The 20808-nt window shown below is 73.4% G+C and carries 21 protein-coding genes; 12 read left to right on the top strand and 9 right to left on the bottom strand.

Annotation, left to right across the window (positions count from 1 at the left end; genetic code table 11):
* The first annotated feature begins 127 nt into the window (after nucleotides 1-127).
* The 9 genes from DTL70_RS03955 (at nucleotide 128) to DTL70_RS03915 (ending at nucleotide 8628) form a co-directional block, all read left to right on the top strand.
* On the top strand, nucleotides 128-1471 hold the full coding sequence (locus DTL70_RS03955; RefSeq protein ID WP_114020416.1) for an ABC transporter substrate-binding protein: 1344 nt from the start codon (nucleotides 128-130) through the stop codon (nucleotides 1469-1471).
* A complete protein-coding gene (locus DTL70_RS03950) occupies nucleotides 1468-2409 on the top strand; it encodes a carbohydrate ABC transporter permease (protein ID WP_114020415.1) in 942 nt (313 codons plus the stop codon). The genes DTL70_RS03955 and DTL70_RS03950 overlap by 4 nt, the downstream gene beginning before the upstream one ends.
* Nucleotides 2406-3263: a carbohydrate ABC transporter permease gene (locus DTL70_RS03945; protein WP_245978982.1), complete on the top strand. Its 858-nt coding sequence runs from the start codon at nucleotides 2406-2408 to the stop codon at nucleotides 3261-3263. Before DTL70_RS03950 ends, DTL70_RS03945 begins: the two co-directional genes overlap by 4 nt.
* Nucleotides 3264-3488: 225 nt before the next feature.
* Complete coding sequence (locus tag DTL70_RS03940) at nucleotides 3489-3863, top strand: hypothetical protein (RefSeq protein ID WP_147266723.1); 375 nt, start codon at nucleotides 3489-3491, stop codon at nucleotides 3861-3863.
* 135 nt (nucleotides 3864-3998) lie between these two features.
* A complete protein-coding gene (locus tag DTL70_RS03935; protein ID WP_114020412.1) occupies nucleotides 3999-4319 on the top strand; it encodes a carbonic anhydrase in 321 nt (106 codons plus the stop codon).
* 11 nt (nucleotides 4320-4330) lie between these two features.
* On the top strand, nucleotides 4331-5869 hold the full coding sequence (locus DTL70_RS03930) for a SulP family inorganic anion transporter (protein ID WP_245978980.1): 1539 nt from the start codon (nucleotides 4331-4333) through the stop codon (nucleotides 5867-5869).
* Nucleotides 5866-6648 carry an SDR family NAD(P)-dependent oxidoreductase gene (locus DTL70_RS03925; protein WP_114020411.1) on the top strand — a complete coding sequence of 261 codons (783 nt, stop codon included), beginning with the start codon at nucleotides 5866-5868 and terminating at the stop codon, nucleotides 6646-6648. Before DTL70_RS03930 ends, DTL70_RS03925 begins: the two co-directional genes overlap by 4 nt.
* 106 nt (nucleotides 6649-6754) lie before the next feature.
* Nucleotides 6755-8020: a glycosyltransferase gene (locus tag DTL70_RS03920; protein WP_245978978.1), complete on the top strand. Its 1266-nt coding sequence runs from the start codon at nucleotides 6755-6757 to the stop codon at nucleotides 8018-8020.
* Between the two features lie 158 nt (nucleotides 8021-8178).
* The gene (locus tag DTL70_RS03915) at nucleotides 8179-8628 is read left to right on the top strand and encodes a GNAT family N-acetyltransferase (protein WP_114020410.1); all 450 of its coding nucleotides are present in this window, start codon (nucleotides 8179-8181) and stop codon (nucleotides 8626-8628) included.
* A 97-nt stretch (nucleotides 8629-8725) separates the two neighbouring features.
* Here DTL70_RS03915 and DTL70_RS03910 read toward each other — a convergent pair whose 3' ends face one another.
* A complete protein-coding gene (locus DTL70_RS03910) occupies nucleotides 8726-11296 on the bottom strand; it encodes a PA14 domain-containing protein (protein ID WP_114020672.1) in 2571 nt (856 codons plus the stop codon).
* A gap of 380 nt (nucleotides 11297-11676) precedes the next feature.
* Nucleotides 11677-12795, bottom strand: a complete 1119-nt coding sequence (locus tag DTL70_RS03905; protein ID WP_245978977.1) for a M23 family metallopeptidase — start codon at nucleotides 12793-12795, stop codon at nucleotides 11677-11679.
* 226 nt (nucleotides 12796-13021) lie between these two features.
* On the opposite strand from DTL70_RS03905, the gene DTL70_RS03900 reads away from it, so the two are divergent.
* Together DTL70_RS03900 and DTL70_RS03895 are read left to right on the top strand one after the other, a co-directional pair.
* Nucleotides 13022-13480, top strand: coding sequence for a MarR family winged helix-turn-helix transcriptional regulator (locus DTL70_RS03900; protein WP_114020409.1), 459 nt, complete (start codon nucleotides 13022-13024; stop codon nucleotides 13478-13480).
* A 75-nt stretch (nucleotides 13481-13555) separates the two neighbouring features.
* Complete coding sequence (locus DTL70_RS03895; protein ID WP_114020408.1) at nucleotides 13556-15280, top strand: MFS transporter; 1725 nt, start codon at nucleotides 13556-13558, stop codon at nucleotides 15278-15280.
* 144 nt (nucleotides 15281-15424) lie between these two features.
* Here the strand turns inward: DTL70_RS03895 and DTL70_RS03890 are convergent, their stop codons facing one another.
* Nucleotides 15425-17032: an MFS transporter gene (locus tag DTL70_RS03890; RefSeq protein ID WP_114020407.1), complete on the bottom strand. Its 1608-nt coding sequence runs from the start codon at nucleotides 17030-17032 to the stop codon at nucleotides 15425-15427.
* Nucleotides 17033-17143: 111 nt separating this feature from the next.
* Between DTL70_RS03890 and DTL70_RS03885 the strand changes: the two genes are divergently transcribed.
* Nucleotides 17144-17698, top strand: coding sequence for a TetR/AcrR family transcriptional regulator (locus tag DTL70_RS03885; RefSeq protein WP_114020406.1), 555 nt, complete (start codon nucleotides 17144-17146; stop codon nucleotides 17696-17698).
* 135 nt (nucleotides 17699-17833) lie between these two features.
* Here DTL70_RS03885 and DTL70_RS03880 read toward each other — a convergent pair whose 3' ends face one another.
* From DTL70_RS03880 to DTL70_RS03855, 6 genes are all read right to left on the bottom strand, one after another.
* On the bottom strand, nucleotides 17834-18208 hold the full coding sequence (locus DTL70_RS03880) for a DUF6479 family protein (RefSeq protein WP_114020405.1): 375 nt from the start codon (nucleotides 18206-18208) through the stop codon (nucleotides 17834-17836).
* 120 nt (nucleotides 18209-18328) lie between these two features.
* Nucleotides 18329-19081 carry an MgtC/SapB family protein gene (locus DTL70_RS03875; protein ID WP_114020404.1) on the bottom strand — a complete coding sequence of 251 codons (753 nt, stop codon included), beginning with the start codon at nucleotides 19079-19081 and terminating at the stop codon, nucleotides 18329-18331.
* Nucleotides 19082-19100: 19 nt separating this feature from the next.
* Entirely contained in the window at nucleotides 19101-19379 is a 279-nt protein-coding gene (locus DTL70_RS03870; protein ID WP_114020403.1) for a gas vesicle protein K, read from the bottom strand.
* Nucleotides 19376-19561: a gas vesicle protein gene (locus tag DTL70_RS03865; RefSeq protein WP_242757304.1), complete on the bottom strand. Its 186-nt coding sequence runs from the start codon at nucleotides 19559-19561 to the stop codon at nucleotides 19376-19378. Before DTL70_RS03865 ends, DTL70_RS03870 begins: the two co-directional genes overlap by 4 nt.
* A gap of 52 nt (nucleotides 19562-19613) precedes the next feature.
* Nucleotides 19614-20417, bottom strand: coding sequence for a GvpL/GvpF family gas vesicle protein (locus DTL70_RS03860; RefSeq protein ID WP_114020401.1), 804 nt, complete (start codon nucleotides 20415-20417; stop codon nucleotides 19614-19616).
* A complete protein-coding gene (locus tag DTL70_RS03855) occupies nucleotides 20407-20805 on the bottom strand; it encodes a gas vesicle protein (protein WP_245978976.1) in 399 nt (132 codons plus the stop codon). The genes DTL70_RS03860 and DTL70_RS03855 overlap by 11 nt, the downstream gene beginning before the upstream one ends.
* Between the last annotated feature and the right edge of the window lie 3 nt (nucleotides 20806-20808).

The following is a 20808-nucleotide window of genomic DNA, read 5'->3' as shown; positions in this document are numbered from 1 at the left end:
ATTCGGGGGGCCTGTCTCCATAGTGGCACCGGATTCCGCACGGCACCCGGCGGTCTGGCCGGTGCGGGGCGCCGCTGGTACGGTCCTGACCCGCTCGCAGCCGCGGACGCATGGACGGGGGGCGCGTATGGACGGGCACGGCATCGCCGCGCGGACACGTGCACCCGTGTTCCTCGCGCTGCTCGCCGTGCTGGTCACGGCCTGTGGCGCGCTGACCCCGGGTACCGCGGCCGATCCGGACCGGCCCAGGACGGTGCCGTCGCAGACGGCCGTCCCCCAGGAGGACATCACCCTCTCCCTCACCTTCGCGGACGCTCCCGCGCTGGTGGACGCGCTGGCGGCGGCGTTCCACAAGAGGCATCCGCACCTCACCATCGAGCCGCGGTACACGCAGTTCGCCGACTACGTGAAGAGCATCAAGCTCACCATGGCCTCGGACACGGCGCCGGATCTCGCGCAGTTCGCCGTCGGCATGGACGACATCGCCGCGCGCGGCGACATCCTGGATCTGGGTCCGTACCGGGACGCCTACGGCTGGCGGAAGAAGTTCCCGGCGGCCGCTTTGGACCAGCTCACCGGTTCCGGTGAGCGCGCCGCCGAGGGGGATCACCTGTACGGGGTACCTGCCGGGCTGTCGATGACGGGGATCTACTACAACAAGGAGCTGGCGCGGAAGGCGGGGATCACCCGCCCGCCGCGCACCCTGGCCGAGTTCGACCGGCAGCTCGCCGCCGTCAAGAAGGCCGGGATGACTCCGCTGAGTGTCGGCGCGCTCGACTCGGGCGGGCTGCACCTGTGGGCGGCGCTGCTCAACAACGCGATGGAGCCTGAGAAGTACCGCGCCTGGGTCAAGGGTGCCGAGGGCGCCACCATCGAGACCGAGGAGGCGCTGGCGGCCACCGCCAAGCTGGTGGAGTGGAGCCGTAAGGGCTATGTCGACGAGGCCGCGGGCGGGACCACGCAGAACGACTCGACCGGCGCCTTCGTGCGCGGCCGCGGCGTCTTCCTCATCAACGGCAACTGGGCGGCGGGGCAGCTGTCGGAGGCCATGGGGAAGAAGGCGGGCTTCTTCCTGATGCCCGCCGCGCACGAGGGTGCGCGTGCCGTCTCCTCGGGTTTCAGCGTCTCCTACGCGATCTCCTCCCGTACCCGGCATCCGCGCGCCGCCGGCGCCTTCCTGGACTTCCTCGCGTCGAAGGAGGCACAGAAGATCGTCGCCGCGAACGGCTTCCTGGCGGTCGACGAGGAGGCCGTACCCACGCCGAAGGGCGTGCTGGGCGACGTGGCGCGGGCCCACCGGCGGGTCACCGACGACGACGGTATGAACCACTTCCCCGACTTCACCGCGCCGGGCATGCTCGACCCGCTGCGGGCCGGCGTGCAGAAGCTCCTCGCGGGCCGTACGACGCCGGAGGCCTACCTGGCCTCGCTCCAGGACGTGTGGGACGAGCAGTACGGGAGCGGACGATGACCGCGGCCGCGGGCCAGCGGGCACGGCGCGGCCGCGGCGGGCGCCGCGCGGGCCGCGCCTGGCGTGGCTACCTCTACGTGCTGCCCGCTGCCGCCGTCTACCTGGCGTTCGCGGTGCTGCCCGCGCTGCACACCGCCTACCTGTCCCTGTTCGAGTGGGACGGAGTGACGCTGGGTGAGTGGGCGGGGCTGCGCAACTACCGGGAGGTGTTCACCGATCCGGCGCTGCGCGGCGCGGTGTTCAACGCGTTGGTACTCGTCGTCTTCTTCGCTCTCCTGCCGATCCTGGCGGGCCTGGTGATGACGGGGCTGCTCTCCCTCCCCCGGGCCTCGCTCGGGGGTGCGGGATCCCGGCGCCGGGGCCTGGGCGTCTACCGGCTGCTGTTCATGCTGCCGCAGGTGGTGCCGCTGGTCGCGGTGGGGGTGACCTGGCGGTGGCTGTACGGCGAGGACGGGCTGATCAACGAAACGCTGGGCGGGATCGGGCTGGGCGGCTGGGCGCGGCCGTGGCTGGGCGACTTCGACTGGGCGCTGGTCGCAGTGGGACTGGTGGGCACCTGGGTGCTCAGCGGGCTGTGCATGATGCTGTTCCTCGCGGGCGTGCACAAGATCGACCCGCAGCTGTACGAGGCGGCGCGGCTGGACGGCGCGGGCCCGGTGCGGGAGTTCGTCTCGGTGACGCTGCCGCAGTTGCGCGGCGAGCTGGCCGTGGCGCTGACGGTGACCACGGTCGCGGCGCTGGCCAGTTTCGACATCGTCTACGTCACCACCGGCGGCGGTCCCGGCGAGGAGACGACCGTGCCGGGGCTGCTGGTCTACAAGCTGGCGTTCACCGACGGGAAGGTGGGGCTGGCCTCGGCGCTGGGAGTGGTGCTGAGCCTGCTGATCCTCGGGTTGGTCTACGTCATCAACCGTCTGTCGCGGACGGAGCGGACGTGAGGCGTGGGGGCGCGGGCGTGAACCAGGCGGCCGGCGCGTACCGGACGGAGCGCTGGTCCGGGTACGTGCTGCTGACGGCGGGCGCGGTCGCTGTCGTCGTCCCGTTCCTCAGCGTCTTCCTGGCGTCCATGCAGCCCTCGGGTGAGCCGGTCGTGGGCATGGAGTGGCCGCAGCACTGGAGCCTGGACAACTACCGGCAGGCCTGGACGGTGGCGGGCTTCTCCTCGCTGATGCGTTCCAGCGCGCTCATCGCCGTCGGCGTGGTGCCCGCCTCGCTGGTGCTGGCCGGGCTCGCCGGGTACGCGCTGGGGACGATGCGGCTGCCCGGCGGCGACGGGGTGGCCGCGCTGTTCGTGGCCGGGCTGACCATCCCGGTGGAACTCATCGTCGTCCCGCTCTACTTCGACCTGCGCAGCATCGGGCTGACCGACTCCTACCTGGGGGTCATCCTGGTGGAGATCGCGCTGTTTTTGCCGTTCAGCGTCTTCTGGATGCGGACGCACTTTCGCACCACTCCCCCGGAGCTGGTGGAGGCGGCACGGATCGACGGGGCCTCTTCGTGGACGGTGCTCTTCCGCGTGCTGCTGCCGCTGGCGCGTCCCGCCCTGACGACGCTGGGGGTGCTGGTGTTCATGTGGTCGTGGAACCAGTTCCTGCTGGTGCTGGTGCTCATCCAGGACGCGACCAAGCGCACGGCACCGGCGGGGCTCGGCTTCTTCGTGGGGCAGAACAACACGGACGTACCGATGCTGGCGGCGGGCACGATCCTGGTGATGCTGCCCATCACGATCGTGTACGTGCTCTTCCAGCGGAGCTTCGTCGCGGGCCTGCTGCAGGGCGCCTTCAAGGGCTGAACCGCACCGGTCGCGGACACAGTAGTGCGGGTACCGACCGTTTGTACCCGCCCGCGCTTCGGTCACTTCCGGCCGTTGCGGCCGAAAAGAAGGGGGGACGAGCGAAAGACCCCGCTCCCCCAGGGCGTGTTCACCGGTTGTTCACCGAAAGCGCGGTGGTTCGTCACACCGCGTGGGCGACGATGGGGACCCGACGAGGTGACCGGCGAACCGGGAGGGGGGGCCATGCGTCGCTGCGTGACCACCGCACGGGCGTGGATCCACGCCTTCGCGCTGCTCCTCGCCGTACTGCTGGCAGCCCAGGGCGCGAGCGCCCTCCCGTCGGCGACGGCCGAACGCGCGCCCACCGCCGCCCAGTCCTCCGCGCTCTCGGCGCCCGGCGAGGTCGAGCACGAGAACACCGGCTGCCAGGCGCGCCGCACCGCACGCACCCCCACCTCGCCACCGCCCCCCGGTGAACGCCCGCTGTTCGCGGGCTGCCGCGCGGCCCACTCCCTGGCCGCCACGCACACCAGCGCGCTCCCCGAGACCGGGAGCGCGGGCGTTCCGTGGAGCAGATCCGTCGAGGTCCCCGTCCTGCACCAGGTGTTCCGGCACTGAGCACGGCCACGGCCCCCGTGCACGCGTGCCCCCCCTCCTCCGGCCGGCGACGTCCGGCGGCGCGGCGTGGGGCCCGCTGCGGGCTGCCGACCCCGACTCACTCACCGCAGCCTCACCGGAACGCAAGGTAAACGCATGCGCTCTCTGCCCCCTTCCACCCGTACCTTCCCCGCACGCGTCCGTGACCGCGCCGACGAAGCCGAGCGCTACGCGCGGCCGGCGGACGGCCAGTCCCCCGAAGCCCTCTTCCTCACCTGCTCCGACTCGCGGGTCCAGCCCGCCGTCTTCACCGAAGCACTGCCAGGGCAGCTGTTCCAGTCGCGGCTGCGCACCTGCCCGTGCGTGGCCGAACGGGAGGCGGCCGGACAGCTCGGGGTTCTCAGTTGGATCTACACGCTCCACACCGGCCAGGTGCACGAACTGGACACGCGCACCGACGCGTTCCTTGCGCTCTGAGGGGTTCCGCCATGACGCACCCGAACCACACCACCCGCGGCTCCCGACTGGCCGCCCGGCTCAACCCCCTGCGCAGCCGCGGCAGCCTGCGCGCCGACTTCACCGCCTCACTCGTCGTCTTCCTCGTCGCTCTGCCGCTGTGCGTGGGCATCGCCGTCGCCTCCGGTGTCCCGGCCGAACTCGGGCTGGTCACCGGCATCGTGGGCGGGCTGGTCACCGGGCTGCTGCCCGGCAGCAGCCTCCAGGTCAGCGGCCCCGCCGCGGGGCTGACGGTGCTCGTCTTCGAGGCCGTACGCACCTATGGGCTCAGCGGCCTGGGAGTGCTGGTGCTCGCCGCCGGGCTGCTGCAACTGCTGATGGGCGCGCTGCGGCTGGGCCGCTGGTTCCGCGCCATCTCCGTCTCCGTCGTCCAGGGCATGCTCGCCGGGATCGGGCTGGTGCTGATCGCGGGACAGCTCTACGCGCTGGCCGACGCGAAGGCGCCGGCCGGCGGCCCCGACAAGCTGCTCGGACTGGGCGCGCTGCTGGTGGACACGGCAGCCGACAACGAGGCCCTGATCGCCGTCGGCCTCGGCGCGGCCACCGTGGCGGTGCTGCTGCTGTGGCCCAGGTGGCGGGCCGCCGCGCGGGTGCTGCCCGCGCCGCTGGCCGCCGTCCTGCTCGCCACGGGCGTGACCGTCGGATGCGACCTGCCGGTGGCGCGGGTGGACGTCCAGGGCCTTTTCGACTCCCTGCAGCCGCCCGGACTCGCCGACTTCTCCTCCCTGGCCTCCGTCGGCATGCTCAGCACCGTCCTGGCCTTCACCCTGATCGCCTCCGCCGAGTCGCTGTTCAGCGCCGCGGCCGTCGACCGGCTGCACGACGGCCCGCGCACCCGCTACGACAAGGAGCTGATGGCCCAGGGCGCCGGCAACACCGTGTGCGGTGTGCTCGGGGCGCTGCCGATGACCGCGGTCATCGTCCGCAGCTCGGCGAACGTGTCGGCCGGAGCGCGGACGAAGGCCTCGCGTGTGCTGCACGGCGTCTGGCTGCTGCTGTTCGCCGCGGCCTTCCCCGCCGCGCTCGGCATGATCCCGCTCTGCTCGCTGGCCGGGGTGCTGCTGCACGCGGGCTGGAAGCTGATCCCCCTGAAAGACCTGGGGCCGATGTGGCGCGAGCACCGGGCCGAGGCCGTGGTACTGGCCGTCACGGCGCTGGCGATCGTCCTGACCGACATGTTCAAGGGCGTGCTGCTGGGGCTGCTGCTGGCGGTGGTCAAGACGGCGTGGGAGACCTCGCACGTCCACGTGGAGACCGAGGACCCGGGCGAGGGGCGGCCGCTGCGGGTCACGGTGCTGGGCAACGCCACCTTCCTGCGACTCCCCAAGCTCCAGGACCAGTTGGAGGCGCTGCCCGCCGACCGCCGCGTGGAGTTGCGGCTGGAGAAACTGCGGCACGTCGACCACGCCTGCGCGCTGGCGCTGGCGCAGTGGGAGGAGCAGCACAACAGGGTCGCGGGCCGTATCGAGCCTGTCCCTCGGGAGGAGAGCACTTCTAGCATGCTCGGATGACACGATTCGAGGGGTACACCGCGCTGGTGACCGGGGCAGGGCAGGGCATCGGAGCGGCCGTCGCACGCCGCCTCGCGGCGGAGGGCGCCCGCGTCCTGGTCACCGACCTGGACGCGGAGCGCGCCCGCGCGGTGGCGGCGGCCGTCCGCGCCGACGGCGGAAGTGCCGAGGCGTACGGCTGCGACGTGCGCGACGCGGCCGCCGTCGAGTCCGCCGTCGCCCGCGCCGCCGAGACCTTCGGCTCGCTGGACGTGCTGGTCAACAACGCCTATTCCTGCCACCGCGACCCGGACCGCTTCGAGGAGTGGGACGAGGCGGCGTGGTACGAGGACTTCGAGGTGACCCTGCACGGCGCGGCCCGGTGCGCCCGGGCCGCGCTGCCGCTGCTGGCCGCGGCCCCGGGCCGCGGGGCGATCGTCAGCGTCGGTTCCGTGAACGCCGAAGCGCACTTCGGCGACCACGCCTACAGCGCCGCCAAGGCCGGGCTCGCCTCCCTGACCCGCACCCTCGCCGTCGAGTCGGCCCCGCGGGGCGTGCGGGTCAACCTCGTCGAGCCCGGCACCGTCCGCACCGACGTGTGGCGGGAGCGGGCCGCGATGCTTGAGGAGGTCTCGGCCCACTATCCCCTCGGCCGCGTCGGTGAGCCGTCCGACATCGCGGCGGCCGTCGCCTTCCTGGCGTCCTCGGACGCGGCCTGGATCACCGGCGTCTCACTGCCGGTCGACGGGGGTCTGCTGGTGTCCAACCTCGCGATGAACCGCACGATGGCCCAGGGCTGAGAGCGGCGCCGGGGGCCGGGGCACCCTCCAGGAGCGGCGGAACGCGGCGTGCCCCCCTCACGCGCGAACGGCGACCCACCTGACCCCCGTCGCGGATACTGGGGCCATGCGCGTTGCGGTGATGACGGCGGGCTCGCGGGGCGACATCGCTCCCTACACGGGCCTCGCGCACGGCCTGGCCGCGGCCGGGCACGAGGTCACGGTGGCCACCCACGCCTCCTTCGGCCCGCTGGTCGAGGCGGCCGGGGTGGGGCTGTGTCCGCTGCCCGTCGACCCGCGGGCCGAGTTGGAGTCCGGGCGCGGCCGGGCCCTGCACGCGAGTTCCACCGGGGCGGGCAAGATACTGCGGCTGCTCGCCATGGCCAGGGCGCTGGTCGGTGACATGGCGCCGCCCCTGGCCGCGCTCGCCCGCGAGAGCGACGCGCTGGTGTGCTCCAGTTCGCTGGCACCGCTCGGTCACGCGCTGGGCGAGGGCCTGGGCGTGCCCAGCCTGGGCGCTTTTCTCCAACCGCTGCACGCCACCCGGGAGTTCGGCCCCTCGGTGCTCGGCGGGCGCTCGTACGGTCCCTGGGCCAACCTGCTGACCGGGCACCTGGGGAACCTCGCGCTGGACCGGGTCTTCGCCGAGACGGTACGGGCCACCCTGCGCGACCTGCCCGCCGCTGCGCCGGGTGCGGCGCGTGCCGCGCGCCACCGGGCGCGGGAGCGGCAGCGGTGGCCCGTGCTGCACGGGTTCAGCCCCGCGGTGGTGCCCAGGCCGCGCGACTGGCGTCCCGGGCTGGAGGTCTGCGGCTACTGGTGGCCCCACGACCCGCCCGGGGCGCGGCTGCCCGACCGGATCGAGACGTTCCTCGCGGCGGGCGCACCCCCCGTCTTCGTCGGCCTGGGCAGCGCCACGGTGCCCGACCCCGAGCGCACCGGCGCGACGGTGGTACGGGCGCTGCGTGCCGCGGGGCTGCGCGGGGTGGTGCAGCGCGGCTGGGCCGGCCTGCGGGCCCGGGAGGCCGACGACGTGCTGATCGTCGAGGAGGTGCCGCACTCCCTGCTGTTTCCCCGCGTGGCCGCTGTGGTGCACCACTGCGGCGCGGGGACGACCGCCGCGGGGCTGCGCGCGGGGGTGCCGGCCGTTCCGGTGCCCGTCCAGTTCGACGCGGGTTTCTGGGCGTCGCGCCTGGTCGCCCTGGGCGTGGCACCGCGCGCGGTGCCGCTGCGCGCTCTGACGGCCGACCGGCTCGCCGCCGCGCTCGTGGCCGCCGTCCGCGACCCGTCCCACGCCCACCGCGCCCGGCGGGTGGCGGCCCGCGTGCGCGCGGAGGACGGCACGGGCGCCGTGGTCGCGGCCGTCGGCGCACTGGCCGAGCGGCGGCGGTGAACCGGCCACGGGCGGCGGGAGCCGGCAGGAGCGGTAGAAGCCTGGCCGGTACGGCCCTGAGCCGGGCGGGAGGCGCTTCGGGACCGCTGCGGATCCGTGGAGGGCCGGGCGCCCGGCGACGGGTGGGCGGCCGCCCGTAACCTGCTAGCGTGTAAGCCATGGCAACCAGCACGGACCATTACACCTATGAGGTCGGAGCCGGTGTCCCCGACGTCGAGACCTTCCGCGCGCTCCGCCACGCGTGCGGGATGGGGCCGAGGTCCGCCGAGGCCGTGGCACGCGGCCTGCCGGGCACCTGGTACGGCGTGGTGGTCGAGGCGGTGCCCGGCTGCGGCGAGGAGACCGCCCGGCACATCGTCGGCATGGGCCGGGTGATCGGCGACGGCGGCTCCTGCTTCCAGATCGCGGACGTGTGCGTCCTGCCCGCGCACCAGGGCCAGGGGCTCGGCAAGCGGATCATGGCGGAGCTGACCGGTGCACTGGAGCGGCGCGCCCCGGCGGGCGCCTACGTCTCCCTCATCGCCGACGGCGACGCGCACCACCTCTACAGCCGCTTCGGATTCGTCGAGACGGCGCCGCGGTCCATCGGCATGCACCGCAAGGTCTGACCGGGCCGCGAGGCTCGACCAGCCGTCCGGATCGCTGCCTTCCCCGCCGCGCGCGACGGGGAAGGCAGCGGGCGGCAACCGGCCCCGGGCCCGGCGGTTACCGCTCGCAGGTGAGGGAGGACTCGGCGGCGCCCTCGATCAGTTTCTCGTGGGCCGCCCTCAGTCGGTCCACGTCCGGCTTGACGACCCGGCGGTCGTAGGTGAGCAGGCCGTTCAACTCTCCCTCCAGGTCGGTGATCTGGGTGTAGACGGCACCGCTGCTGCCCTCGCAGGCGGCGAACTGCTCGATCTCGGCCAGCTTGGCCAGGTACTCGTCGGTGTACGCGTCCTTCTCCACCCCCACGTAGGTGTGCCGCACGGGCCAGGCGTGGCCCGGCACGGCGAGCCCCAGGCCGCCGTACTCGCCGCTCACCAGCGCCCGCCGCCCGTCGGGTTCGGGCAGCTGTGCGCCGGGATAGCCGTGCGCGTCGGAGATGTCGCCGTTGCCGCCGTCGACCGCTCCGCAGCAGTTGTGCCCGCTCATGTTGTTCACCAGCCGCGTCGGGTCGAGCCCCTTGGCGTAGTCGGCGATGCGGGCCTGGTCGTACTGGCCCCAGCCCTCGTTGAAGGTGACCCACATGATCACGGAAGGGTGGCTGTCGTGCTGCCGGATCATCTCCCGCATCTCGTGCTCGTACTGGGCGCGGGCCGCGCTGTCGGGGGTCCGGTCCGAGCGCATGGAGGGCATGTCCTGCCACACCAGCAGGCCGAGCCGGTCGGCGTGGTAGAACCAGCGGTCGGGCTCGACCTTGATGTGCTTGCGTACGGAGTTGAAGCCCATCTTCTTGTGCTGCCGCAGGTCGAACGCGAGTGCCTCGTCGGTGGGCGCCGTGTGCAGGCTCTCGGGCCAGAAGCCCTGGTCGAGTGTGGCCATGGAGAAGACGGGCTCGCCGTTGAGGACCATGCGCCGCTCGCCGTCGACCTTCTCGACGGAGATCTCGCGCATGCCGAAGTAGCTCTCCACGGTGTCGGCGGAAGTCCCCTGGCCCACCCGCACCGTGAGGCTGTAGAGGTGCGGGTCGTCGGGTGACCACGGACGCGGCTCGGGCACGGGCACCTCGAAGGGCTCGGCGCCGCTGCCGGTGGCCCGGCCGACCTCCTTCTTCCCGTCGCGGACGACGGCGGTGACGGGCACGCCGTCGCGCACGCCGCGCGCGGTGACCGAGACCTGCTCGCCGGACAGGTCGGGGGCGGTGTGCACGTCGGTCGTGTGGTCGGCGGCGACCGGTTCCATCCACACGGTCTGCCAGATGCCGGAAGAGGGCGTGTACCAGATGCCCTCGGGGCTCAGCCGCTGCTTGCCGACGGGCGGGTTGGGGCCCTCGGCGTCGTCGGTGGGGTCGTAGACGCCGACGACGAGTTCCTGGCGTCCGCCGGGCTTGAGCGCGTCGGTCACATCGGCGGTGAAGCGGTCGTAGCCGCCCTTGTGCGTGGCGACGCGCTCGCCGTTGACGTAGACGGTGGCCTGCCAGTCGACGGCGTCGAAGGTGAGGTGCAGCCGCTTGCCCCGGGGGCCTTCGCCGACCTTCCAGCCCTTGGGCACGATGAACGTCCGCTTGTACCACATGCGTTCCTCGTGCCGTTCGACGCCGGAGAGCCGGGATTCGACGGGGTAGGGCACCAGGATCTTCTCGTCCAGCCGCTTGTCGCGCCCGACCGGCGGCGCCTGGCCCTTCTCGGCTGCCGCGAACCGCCAGGTGCCGTTGAGGTTGCGCCACTGATCGCGCTTCAGCTGGGGCCTGGGGTACTCGGGCAGCGCGTTGCCGGGACCGACGTCCTCGGCCCAGCGGGTGGACAGCTGGTGCTCGGAGCGGTTGTCGCCGCTCGCCCGGAATCCACCGACCGCCTCACCGTCCGCGCCGGCCAGACCGCCCTCGCCGTCGTAGCGCAGCTCGGCGGTTCCGCCCTGACCGACGACGGGTTCGGTGAGCGGCACGAGGAGCCCGTACGGATCGTCGGCGTCGAGCCTGGCCTGTCCCAGCGGCCACTCGGCGCCGCCGATGACGGCTTCGAGGTGGTCGCGCAGAGCGGCGGGGGGTGCGGCGAGGCGCTGCGGGAAGCGGAGTTGGAGGGTGCGCCCCGAGGCGAGGACGTGCGCCTCGGCGGGGCCGTCGTAGTCGAAGCCGTCGGGGAGGGTGAGGGCGGAGCGCGGTAGGGCCGCCTTCTCACCGCCGGGTGGGGTCCAGCGCACGTGGAGGTTGGAGCCGCCGTCCTCCTCGAAGTACTCGACCTTGAGGTCGTAGGCCCGCCCCGCGGTCAGTGCGACGGGCTCGGAGGTGATCTCCTTGTCCCAGTCGGCGACCCAGTGGTCGATGACGAGCTGGTCGCCGACCCACACGCGGAACCCGTTGTCGCCGGTGACGTGGAAGGTGTGCGCGCCCGTCCTGTCCGGGGTGAGCCGGCCGGTCCAGCGGACGCTGGCGTGGTCGCTGCGGCCCGCCCGCTCGCTCAGCCGCGGCTCCAGGTCGTCGAAGTCGAGTGCGGGGTCGAAGGCGGTGGCCTGGAGGGTGCCGAAGTCGTGGGCGCCGGGGGCGCTCTGTGTCCAGTACTCGCCCTTGAGGCCGTGTACCGCGGGCGGGTCGTCGGCCGCGGCCGCGGCCGGCGGCGAGGAGCCGAGTGCGGCCGCCATCAGGGCGAGAAGGGCGAGGGCGGCGGTGAGCGCCGCAGGCCAGGAGTGGGCGCGTCTCACGGGTACCTCCGGATGGGTGCGGTGGTGTGCTCCGTGCGGGTCCGGCGGACAGTCGAGCAGGCCTTCGAGCCGGGCATCAGCCGGACATCAGGCACTGACATCGTTGTCGCAGTGCACTTGAGTGCACTGCTGGCGTGCGATTCTGTAGAGCGCTGTCGGATCGTGTGGGAACACGCGCAGTACACATGGGAGCACGTGGCGTCAGAGGCTGTCCAGAGCGGCGAACCCCGCCCACGCCACGGCGCCCCCGACCGCGCACGGCGAGGGGCCCGGACCTCGGCTCCGGGCCCCTCCGCGCCACTCGGCGGGAAACGGACGCCTCAGACGTCCACACCCCGGTTGCGCAGCCACGGCACCGGGTCGACGCCGGAGCCGACCTCCGGCGTGACCCTGACCTCGAAGTGCAGGTGCGGGCCCGTCGAGTTGCCCGTGTTGCCCGACAGCCCGATCCGCTCCCCCGCGCGCACGTGGGCGCCCTTCTTGGTCTGGATGCGGGAGAGGTGCGCGTACTGGGTGTAGTAGCCGTTCGCGTGCCGGATGACGATGTGGTTGCCGAACGGGCCGCCGCACTCCGTCTTGACGACGGTGCCCGCGCCGACCGCCCGCACGGGGGTGCCGACGCCCACGGCGAAGTCCTGCCCCGTGTGGCTGTGCGCCCAGCGCTTGCCCGCGGAGGCGAACCCCGCGGAGAGCGTGTAGCTCTTCACGGGCTTCACCCACTTCGCGCCGCTGTGCCCCCGCTTGGCCGGCGGGGCACTGTAGGCGCAGCCTCCGGACGAGCCGGCGGGCACCGCCTGGAGCGCCGCGCGCGTCACAGGACCGGCGGCGCGTGCCGCCCGGTCCGCGCGCTCCCGCCGCAGCCGCACCCTGGCCTGCGCGAGCCGCCGCTCGACGGTGCGCGCGGCGCGCTGCTGCCGCGCGGCGTCCGCCTTCAGCCTGCCCAGCAGGGAGCGTTCGTGCGCCCGGTCGCGCACGAGCCGGCGCTGAGCGTCCCTGGTGGTGTGCAGCAGCCGCCGAAAAGCGTGGTCGCCCTGGCGCTGTGAGCGCAGCTTGCCGAGCAGGGCCTCGGGTGAAGAGGTCGTCAGCAGGCGGGTGCTGGGGGCCCAGCCGCCCTGCTGGTACTGCAGGCGTGCCACGGCGCCGAGCTGCCCGTGCAGGGTCCGCAGTCGCCGCTCGCCACGGTGGACGGCGCGTGCGGCGTGCCGGGCGGCCACCCGCTGTGCGGACGCCTTGCGCTGGGCGGCCTCGAACCGCGCGGAGGCGGCGGTGGCCTCGCGGTAGAGAGCGGCGATCCGGTCGGGCAGGGGCTGCGCGGCCTCGGAGGGGCCCTTCGCCTGGGCGGCCCCCGTGGCGCGGGGCGCGCCACCGGCGAGCACCGCGGCGCACAGCAGCGCGGCCAGTGGAGCCGCCGCCCGTCTCTTTCGTACGGCCTGAGTCATGGCACGATCGTGCGTCGGCGCGGCCCGTGGGACGGGGCGCGCGGGCGCGGCACGCGGGCGGCTTGGGCCGTTCGACGCAGTCGGCTGTCGCCGGGACGGGTGCTTTTCGGCCGGCCCTGATAGCCGGACCGGGCAGGACCGGCGCCCGGCGCACACCTCCGGCGGCCCCGCGGGCCTCCTCCGCGGACAACTTGTTTCACGGTACACAGAAGTGCATGATGTGTGCATGCATAAGCGGGTTATGGACTCGTCGGCTTCCCCCGAGGAGCCGGACAAGCTGATCGTCGCCGTCGAGCAGATGGTCCGCTACGTACGCCGCAGCGCCACCGCGGGCGACCTGAGCACCGCGGCCGGCCAGGCGCTGGCCCGCCTCGGCCGCGAAGGCCCGCAGCGGCTGACCGAACTGGCCAGGGCCGAAGGCGTCTCGCAGCCGAACATGACCCAGCTCATGACCCGGATGGAGCGCGCCGGGCTCATCCGGCGCACCGCGGACACCAGCGACGGGCGCGGCGTGCTCGTGGAGGTCACCGACGCGGGCCTCGCACTCTTCCACCGGCGCCGCGCCGAGCGCGCCCAGGCACTCGAAGAGCTCCTCGGTGAGCTGAGCGAGCCCGAACAGCGCGCGGTGCGCCTCGCGCTGCCCGCGCTCGCCCGCGCGATCCAGGACCGCAGGCCCGGTCCCTGACCCCGCGCCCCGTCCTCCCCTCGCCCCTCCGTTCCCCGTCCCCGCATCCGCCAACGTCCCGGAAGAGAAGCACACATGAGTGCACCGCAAGGAAAGGCCGCCAGCCCCTTCAAGCAGCCCAAAGCCGTGTGGGCCGTCGCGTTCGCCTGCGTGATCTCGTTCATGGGCATCGGACTGGTCGACCCGATCCTGCCCGCACTGGCCGACAGCCTCGACGCCACCCCCAGCCAGGTCTCCCTGCTCTTCAGCAGCTACCTGATCGTCACCGCGGTCGCCATGCTGATCGTCGGCTGGTTCTCCAGCCGCTTCGGCGCCAAACGCACCCTCGTCATAGGCCTGTCGGTCATCGTCGTCTTCGCGGCGCTGGCCGGCGCCTCGGGGTCCATCAACGGCATCGTCGGCTTCCGGGCCGGCTGGGGGCTGGGCAACGCCCTGTTCATCGCCACCTCGCTCGCCGTGATCGTCGCCTCGGCCAGCGGCGGCTTCGGCGGCGCGATCATCCTGTACGAGACGGCGCTGGGGCTCGGCATCGCCGTCGGCCCCCTGCTCGGCGGCGAACTGGGGGCCATCAGCTGGCGCGGCCCCTTCTTCGGCGTCGCCGTCCTCATGGCCATCGCGCTGGTGGCCACGATCGCCTTCGTACCCAACCTCCCCAAACCGGCACGCCCCACCTCCGCGCTCGCCCCGCTCAAGGCGCTGCGCCACCGCGGCCTGCTGACCATGGGCATCATGGCCCTGCTCTACAACTGGGGCTTCTTCACCATGCTCGGCTACGCGCCCTACCCCATGGAGCTGAGCGCCCACGAACTCGGGCTCGTCTTCACCGGCTGGGGGCTGCTGGTGGCCGCGTTCAGCGTCTTCTTCGCCCCGCGCCTGCAGGCTCGCTGGGGCACGGCGCCGGTGCTCTACGCCAACCTGCTCGGCCTCGGCATCGTGATGGCCGTCATCGCGGCGGGGGTCACCACACCGACGACGGTGATCGTGGCGGTCATCGTCAGCGGCGCCTTCATCGGCATCAACAACACGCTCACCACCCAGGCCGTCATGCTCGTCGCCCCGGTCGAGCGCCCCGTCGCCTCCTCGTCCTACGGCTTCCTGCGCTTCATCGGCGGCGGCCTGGCCCCCTATGTGGCCGGCAAGCTCGCCGACGCGACCGACCTGAGCGTCCCCTTCTACCTGGGCGCCGCCACCTTCCTGCTCGCCATCCCGGTCCTGGCCAGCGGCCACCGGCTGCTGCGCCAGGCCGAGGCGAGCCCCGAGGCGGACGAGCCCGTCACCCCCGCCCTGCTGCCCGTCGGTGACGCGGCGGCCGAAGACGGCGCGCCCCCGGTCATCGTGGCCGTCGGCGCCCACGCGCGGGCCGCCGCGATCGTGGACACCGCCGCCCGGTACGCGGAGCACTCCGGGAGCCCCCTGGAGGTGGTCCACGTGAGGCAGTCAGCCGTCGTCGAGGAACAGGCCGTCGAGACGGAGGACGCCGACCGGGCCCGCGCCGCCGTGCAGACCCACCTGGACCGGCTCGCGGCGGGCGGCGTCCCCGGGACGGGACAGGTACTCGACAGCGTCGGCGACCACGCCGCCGCGGGGCGCGTGCTGGCCCGGCACGCCGCCGAGGTCGGGGCCCGCGCCGTCACGGTCGGCCGCTCGCCGCGCGGCGCGCTCGCCCAGTTCGCGGACGGCAGCTTCACCGCGGCGCTCACCCACGCCGCCGCCTGCGACGTGCTCCTCGTCGACCCCGACGCCGGGCCCCGGCCGCTGACCGCGAGCACGCTGCCCGAGCTGCGGAGCGGAGCGGCGTGAGCGGCGGCGCCGCGTGAGCGCCACCGGCAGGTGAATGCGGCTGGGCCCCCGGGGACCTCCCCGGGGGCCCAGCGCTGGAGAGCCGGCGCGCCTGACACGGCCCTGGCCCCTCCCCGGTACACCCCGGTGGAGGCGGGGCGGGCGTCACGCCCGGGGGGCGTGCCTGGTGTCCGGCTGCCCGTGCGGCTGTCCGTGCGCGGCATCCGGCTGCTCGTGGGTGGCGCCGGCCTCGCCGTGGCGGCCGCCGTCTTCGGGCCGCGGACGCAGCAGCACCCAGGCCAGCGCGGCGGCCACCACCAGCAGGGCGGCGCCGGCCATGCCGGTGAAGCGGATGCCCGCGGCGAAGGCGTCCTTGGCTTCCGCCGCCAGCACCCTGCCGGGCTCACCGCCCAGCCGTGCGGCGGCCGCCAGCGCGTTGCCGAGCGTCTCGCGCGCGCCCTCCAGCACGCGCGAGGGCACCCCGTCCACCGGGTCGAGGCCCATGCGGTACGCCGAGGTGAGCACGCTGCCCAGCACGGCGATACCCAGCGCGCCGCCCAGCTCGATGCCCGTCTCGGAGACGGCGGAGGCGGCGCCGGCCCGTTCGGGCGGGACGGTGGAGAGGACCATGTCGTTGGTCAGCGTCATGACCGTTCCCACGCCCAGGCTCACCAGGCAGAAGGCGAGGACGACCACGGCGACCCCGTGTCCCAGCGGCACGGCGGTCATGGCGGCGAATCCGAGCGCGGCCGTCGCCAGCCCCGCACTGATCAGCTGCCGCAGCCCGGTGCGCCGCGCCGCGGCCGCCGCGAAGAATCCGGAGGCCACCGACAAGACGGCGCCCGGCAGCAGCATCAGTCCGCCGCGCAGGGGCGAGAGCCCTTCGGAGAGCTGGAGGAACTGGGGAATGAAGAAGAGGGATCCGGCCATCACGAAGATGACGAGCATGTTGGTGACGATGGCGGCGGAGAAGTGGCGGATGCGGAAGAGCGAGAGGTCGATCAGCGGGTCGGCCAGGGTCCGCTGGCGGCGTACGAACACGGCGCCGAAGGCCAGTCCGACCACCAGGAAGGGCAGGGCCTTCAGCTCGTCGCCGTGCGCGAAGGTCTTGATGGCGTAGACGACGGGCAGCACCGTCAGCAGGGTGAGCGCCGCGCTGGGCAGGTCGAAGCGGCCCGGAGCGGGGTCCTTGGTCTCGGAGACCAGCAGCGGCAGCCCGATGAGGGCGAGCACGACCAGCGGCAGGTTGATCAGGAAGACCGAGCCCCACCAGAAGTGCTCCAGCAGGACGCCGCCGACGACGGGCCCGAGCGCTGATCCGGCGCTGAACGCGGAGCCCCAGGCGGCGACGGCGACGAGGCGCTGCCGCTGGTCGCGGAACATGCTGCGCAGCAGCGAGAGCGTGGAGGGCATGAGCGTGGCGCCGGCGACGCCGAGCAGGACGCGCGCACCGATCAGGGCCGCGGCGCTGGGTGCGTAGGCGGCGAGCGCGGAGGCCACGCCGAATCCGGCGCAGCCCGCCATCAGCAGCTTGCGCCTGCCGATGCGGTCCCCGAGCGTGCCCATGGTCACCAGCAGCCCGGCGAGGACGAAGGAGTAGATGTCCACGAGCCACAGCAGCTGGGTACTGGAGGGGGCGAGGTCCTCGCTGAGCGCGGGTACGGCGAAGCCGAGGACGGTCAGGTCGATGGCGATGAGCAGCACGGGCAGCGTGAGGACGACCAGCCCCGCCCATTCGCGCGGTCCGGCCTTCACACTCGCCTCGGGTGCCATGGGAGGGGTGTCTCCGTTCCTGTCAAACGATTTTTGTGTACGGCCGTACATAAACTCTGTACTAGGGTACACAAAATCGTCGCCGGAATCGGAGGGAGGCGGACTGCGCCCATGGGAGCCAAGCGGGGTCCCGCCGACCCGGAGCGCCGGGAGCGGATCATGGCCGCCACCGAGCGGATCCTGCTGGAGAACGGCATCACGGGGCTCAGCCACCGCACGGTCGCCCGCGAGGCGGACGTGCCCCTCGGCTCGACCACCTACTACTTCGCCACCCTCGACGACCTGCTGGACGCGGCCATCCGCAGGCTCAGCGCGCGCTACGCGCGCGCCCTGCACGAGTGGGGCGAGACCCTGGGCGAGGTCTCCCCCGGCGAGCTGGTCGAGGCGCTGGCCGACCTCGTCGTCAGCCAGCTGCGCGACAACCGTGCCGAGCTGGTGCTCTCCTTCGAACTGTCCACCGCCGCCATGCGCCGCCCCGAGCTGCGCGACTCGGCGCTGCTGTACGCCGAGACCGAGCGCGAGGTGCTGAGCGCGCACACGGACGAACAGACCGCCAGGGCGCTCTCCCGGGTGCTCGACGGCCTGCTCCTCCAGTCCCTCGCCGCGGCGGTGCCGCCCACCCGCACCGACATCACGGGCCCGTTCGCGGCGCTGCTCACCCCCTGAGGGGCCCCGACGCCAGGCCGGCGCATGCTGCGGCGGCGGCCGTACGGGCAGCGGCAAGGGGCACGCCCCGGATCCTCTCCCGTCGCGGTGGATCCGGGGCGCGCCCCTTCGAGGTTCCGGCCGAGCCGGTCGGGATCAGCCGGGGCCGCCGCTGCCGAAGGACCCGCTCTGTCCTGGCTCCCACTTCTTGCGGCGCGGCGGCTCGCCGGGATGGTCCTCCCGGTCGCCGGTGTCGTGGACCCCGTCGTGCGGCAGCCGGCGGACACCGTCCCTGGGCATCTCGTCCGGCTCCCGGTTGCCGACGATCTCGTCGGTCGGCCCCTCCTCGGGCAGGTGCGGCTGGTCCTCGGGCTCCGGCGGCTCGGGCTCGCGGTTCTTCACCCGGATGCCCAGCCAGACCGCCGCGATCAGCGCGCAGACGATCAGCAAGCCGATGATCAGCGGCGCGAGGCCCACGAGGTAGTCACGGGCGGCGAGGTCCATGGCCGTCTGGGTGACGTCCGCGTTCATGTGCTCAAGCCCCCTTCGGCTCGGGTGTCATACGACGGGGTTTCCGTACGGGACGAGGGGAAACGTGCGGCCGCCGATCAGCGGGCACCCGGGCGGGCGGTCGCCCTGCGCCCGCCGCGACTACTCGCCCGACATCCCGGGCTGACGGGCGTTCACGGCGAGCATTCCGGGAATCTCGATCAGCTCCGCCACCAGTTCGGGCACCGACCCCTCCCCCGCGACGGCGAGCGTCAGCCGGGTACGCGGCGCCCGCGCCACGTCGTCGCCGACATCGTCCTGCGTGGCCCGCGCGTCCCGCGCGTCCTGCGTGACCTGTGTCTCGGTGACGGCGAAACCGCGCTCGGTGCAGTGGCCGAGCGCGGTGCGCAGCACCCCGCGCCCCTCCTCGTAGGTGAGCAGCAGCCGGCTCGGCTCCACGTCGGGAAGGTGATCGCCCAGCTTGGTGAAGCCCCACACGGTGAGGAAGTGCAGCGCCACGACGGCGAGCGCCAGCAGCGGCAGTCCGGCACCGCACGCCATGCCCACGGCGGCGGAGACCCACACGATCGCGGCCGTGGTCAGCCCCCGCACCACGTCCCGCCTCACGAAGATCAGCCCGCCGCCCAGGAAGCCGACGCCTGAGACGACCTGGGCGGCGATCCGCGACGGGTCGAACGAGACGTTGTCTGCGTCCATCAGGTCGGCGAAGCCGTACTTGCTCACCAGCATGAACAAGGCGGCGCCGAGCCCCACCAGCGCATGGGTGCGCAGCCCCGCGCTCTTGCGTTTGGCCCGCCGCTCCAGACCGATCAGCGACGTCAGGACGAAGGCCAGGGCCAGGTCGGCGAGCTGCGGCCAGCCCTGGCCCAGGGAAGAGGAGAAGGCGTCGTGCATAGGCGAGGTCTAGCAGTTGTCAGTCGGTGGGCAGCAGGGGACCCAGCGGGCCGAGGTCCAAGTTCAGCTCCTCGGGGGTCAGGCCGAAGCGCTCGCGCAGCAGCTCCATGCGGTCCTCCAGGAGCATGAGCGTCATGCCGATGCGCTCCTCCTGGTCCTCGTTCAGGTCGCCGACGTCCACCCGGCGCAGCGCCTGGCGCTCCACGAGCTGACGCAGCAGCTCGACGATGGTCAGCACCAGCGCCGCGAGGTCGCGCTCCACGGTGTCGGGGTCGAAGTCGAGACGGCGTGTCGTCACAGGGGGTTCCCTCCCTCCCACGGCGAGGGGACGCGTTCGTTGACCGAGCTGATCAGGGCACGCAGGTCGATCCGCACCAGGTCCACGTCGGCGATCCCGAGGGTGAGCGAGCCGGCGAGCACCACGCCCGAGCCCAGCAACCGGTCCAGCAGGTCCACCAGCGCGACCTGGCGCCTGGCCATCGGCCGCTCGGAGTCGACGGCCACGGGGCCCGGGCCCGGCACCGCGGACGGTTCAGCCGACGGCGCCGTCATGGCGGCCCTCCGCGTTCCCCTCGGCGCCGGCCTGACCGGACGCGAAGGAGTAGGGCGCCCACGGGCCGGTCAGCTCGACGCGGACCGCCAGATCGTGTCCGCCCAGCTGTTCGACACGCTCGACGAACTCCTCCGAGCGCTCGCGCGGCACCAGGTAGGCCGCGTTGAGCAGGTTCTGGCCCGGGGCCTGGGACAGCTGCGGGTTCTGCGCCGGATGGACCCGCACGTCCTCGGCCTGCGCGGCGAGCGCCGCGTGCAGCGTACGGCCGAGCTCCTCGGCCTCCTCCAGCGCGTTCTCCCGGGCCGTCACCTCCTGCTTGCGGCGGCGCAGGAAGTCCCGCCCGCTGCTGGGCGCGGCGCCGGCGGCGGCCGGTTCCGGTGCGCGGCGCCGCGCGTACACCTTCACGCCCCACTCGACGCGGCCCTCCAGCCGCTCCAGAGTCGCCGCGAACTCCTCCCGGCCCTCCTCCAGCGCGCGCCGTACACCGTCGTCGTCCAGGTAGACGGTCGCCAGGCGCAACGGAAGCGGACAGGTCAGCGCCGTCAGCGCGGCCACGACGCCCTGGTGGGCGCGTGCCGTCTCCTCCAGCCAGCGCAGGTCCTCCAGGTGGGCGCGCAACGGCTCCTCGGCGAAGTCGGCCTCGGGCACGACGCCCGTCACCGCCACCAGTCCGGCGTGCTCGACGGTGTAGGGGGCCGCGCCGCCGACGCCCCGCAGCTCCGCCGGCAGCGGCCCGGCCAGTGGCGCGGTCACCGCGTAGACGTACCGCAGCTCACCGCTCACGGCCTTCCACCTCCCTGGGCTCCCTGGTCTCCCTGGTCTCCCCGAGCTCCCTGTGCTCGGCTTCCTCGGCCCCGGACCCCGGCGCCCTGCCCTCCAGCTCGGCGACGCGCTCACGCAGCCGCGCGTTCTCCTCGGACAGCTCGCCCCTGCGGGCGTTCGAGCTGAGCGCCGGATCGGTCTCCCACCAGTCGATGCCCATCTCCTTGGCCTTGTCGACGGAGGCGACGATCAGTCGGAGTTTGATGGTCAGCAGCTCGATGTCGAGCAGGTTGATGCGGATGTCGCCCGCGATCACCACGCCCTTGTCGAGGACCCGTTCGAGGATGTCGGCGAGGTTCGCGCTGCTGCCGCCCTCGTAGCGGTCGGGCAGCCTGCTCGCCCCTGGCATCGG

This window comes from Streptomyces diacarni (assembly GCF_003323715.1).
Taxonomy (GTDB): Bacteria; Actinomycetota; Actinomycetes; order Streptomycetales; family Streptomycetaceae; genus Streptomyces; species Streptomyces diacarni.
The sequence above is the reverse complement of the archived record's forward strand: the minus strand, read 5'-3'. Positions and strand labels throughout refer to the sequence as shown.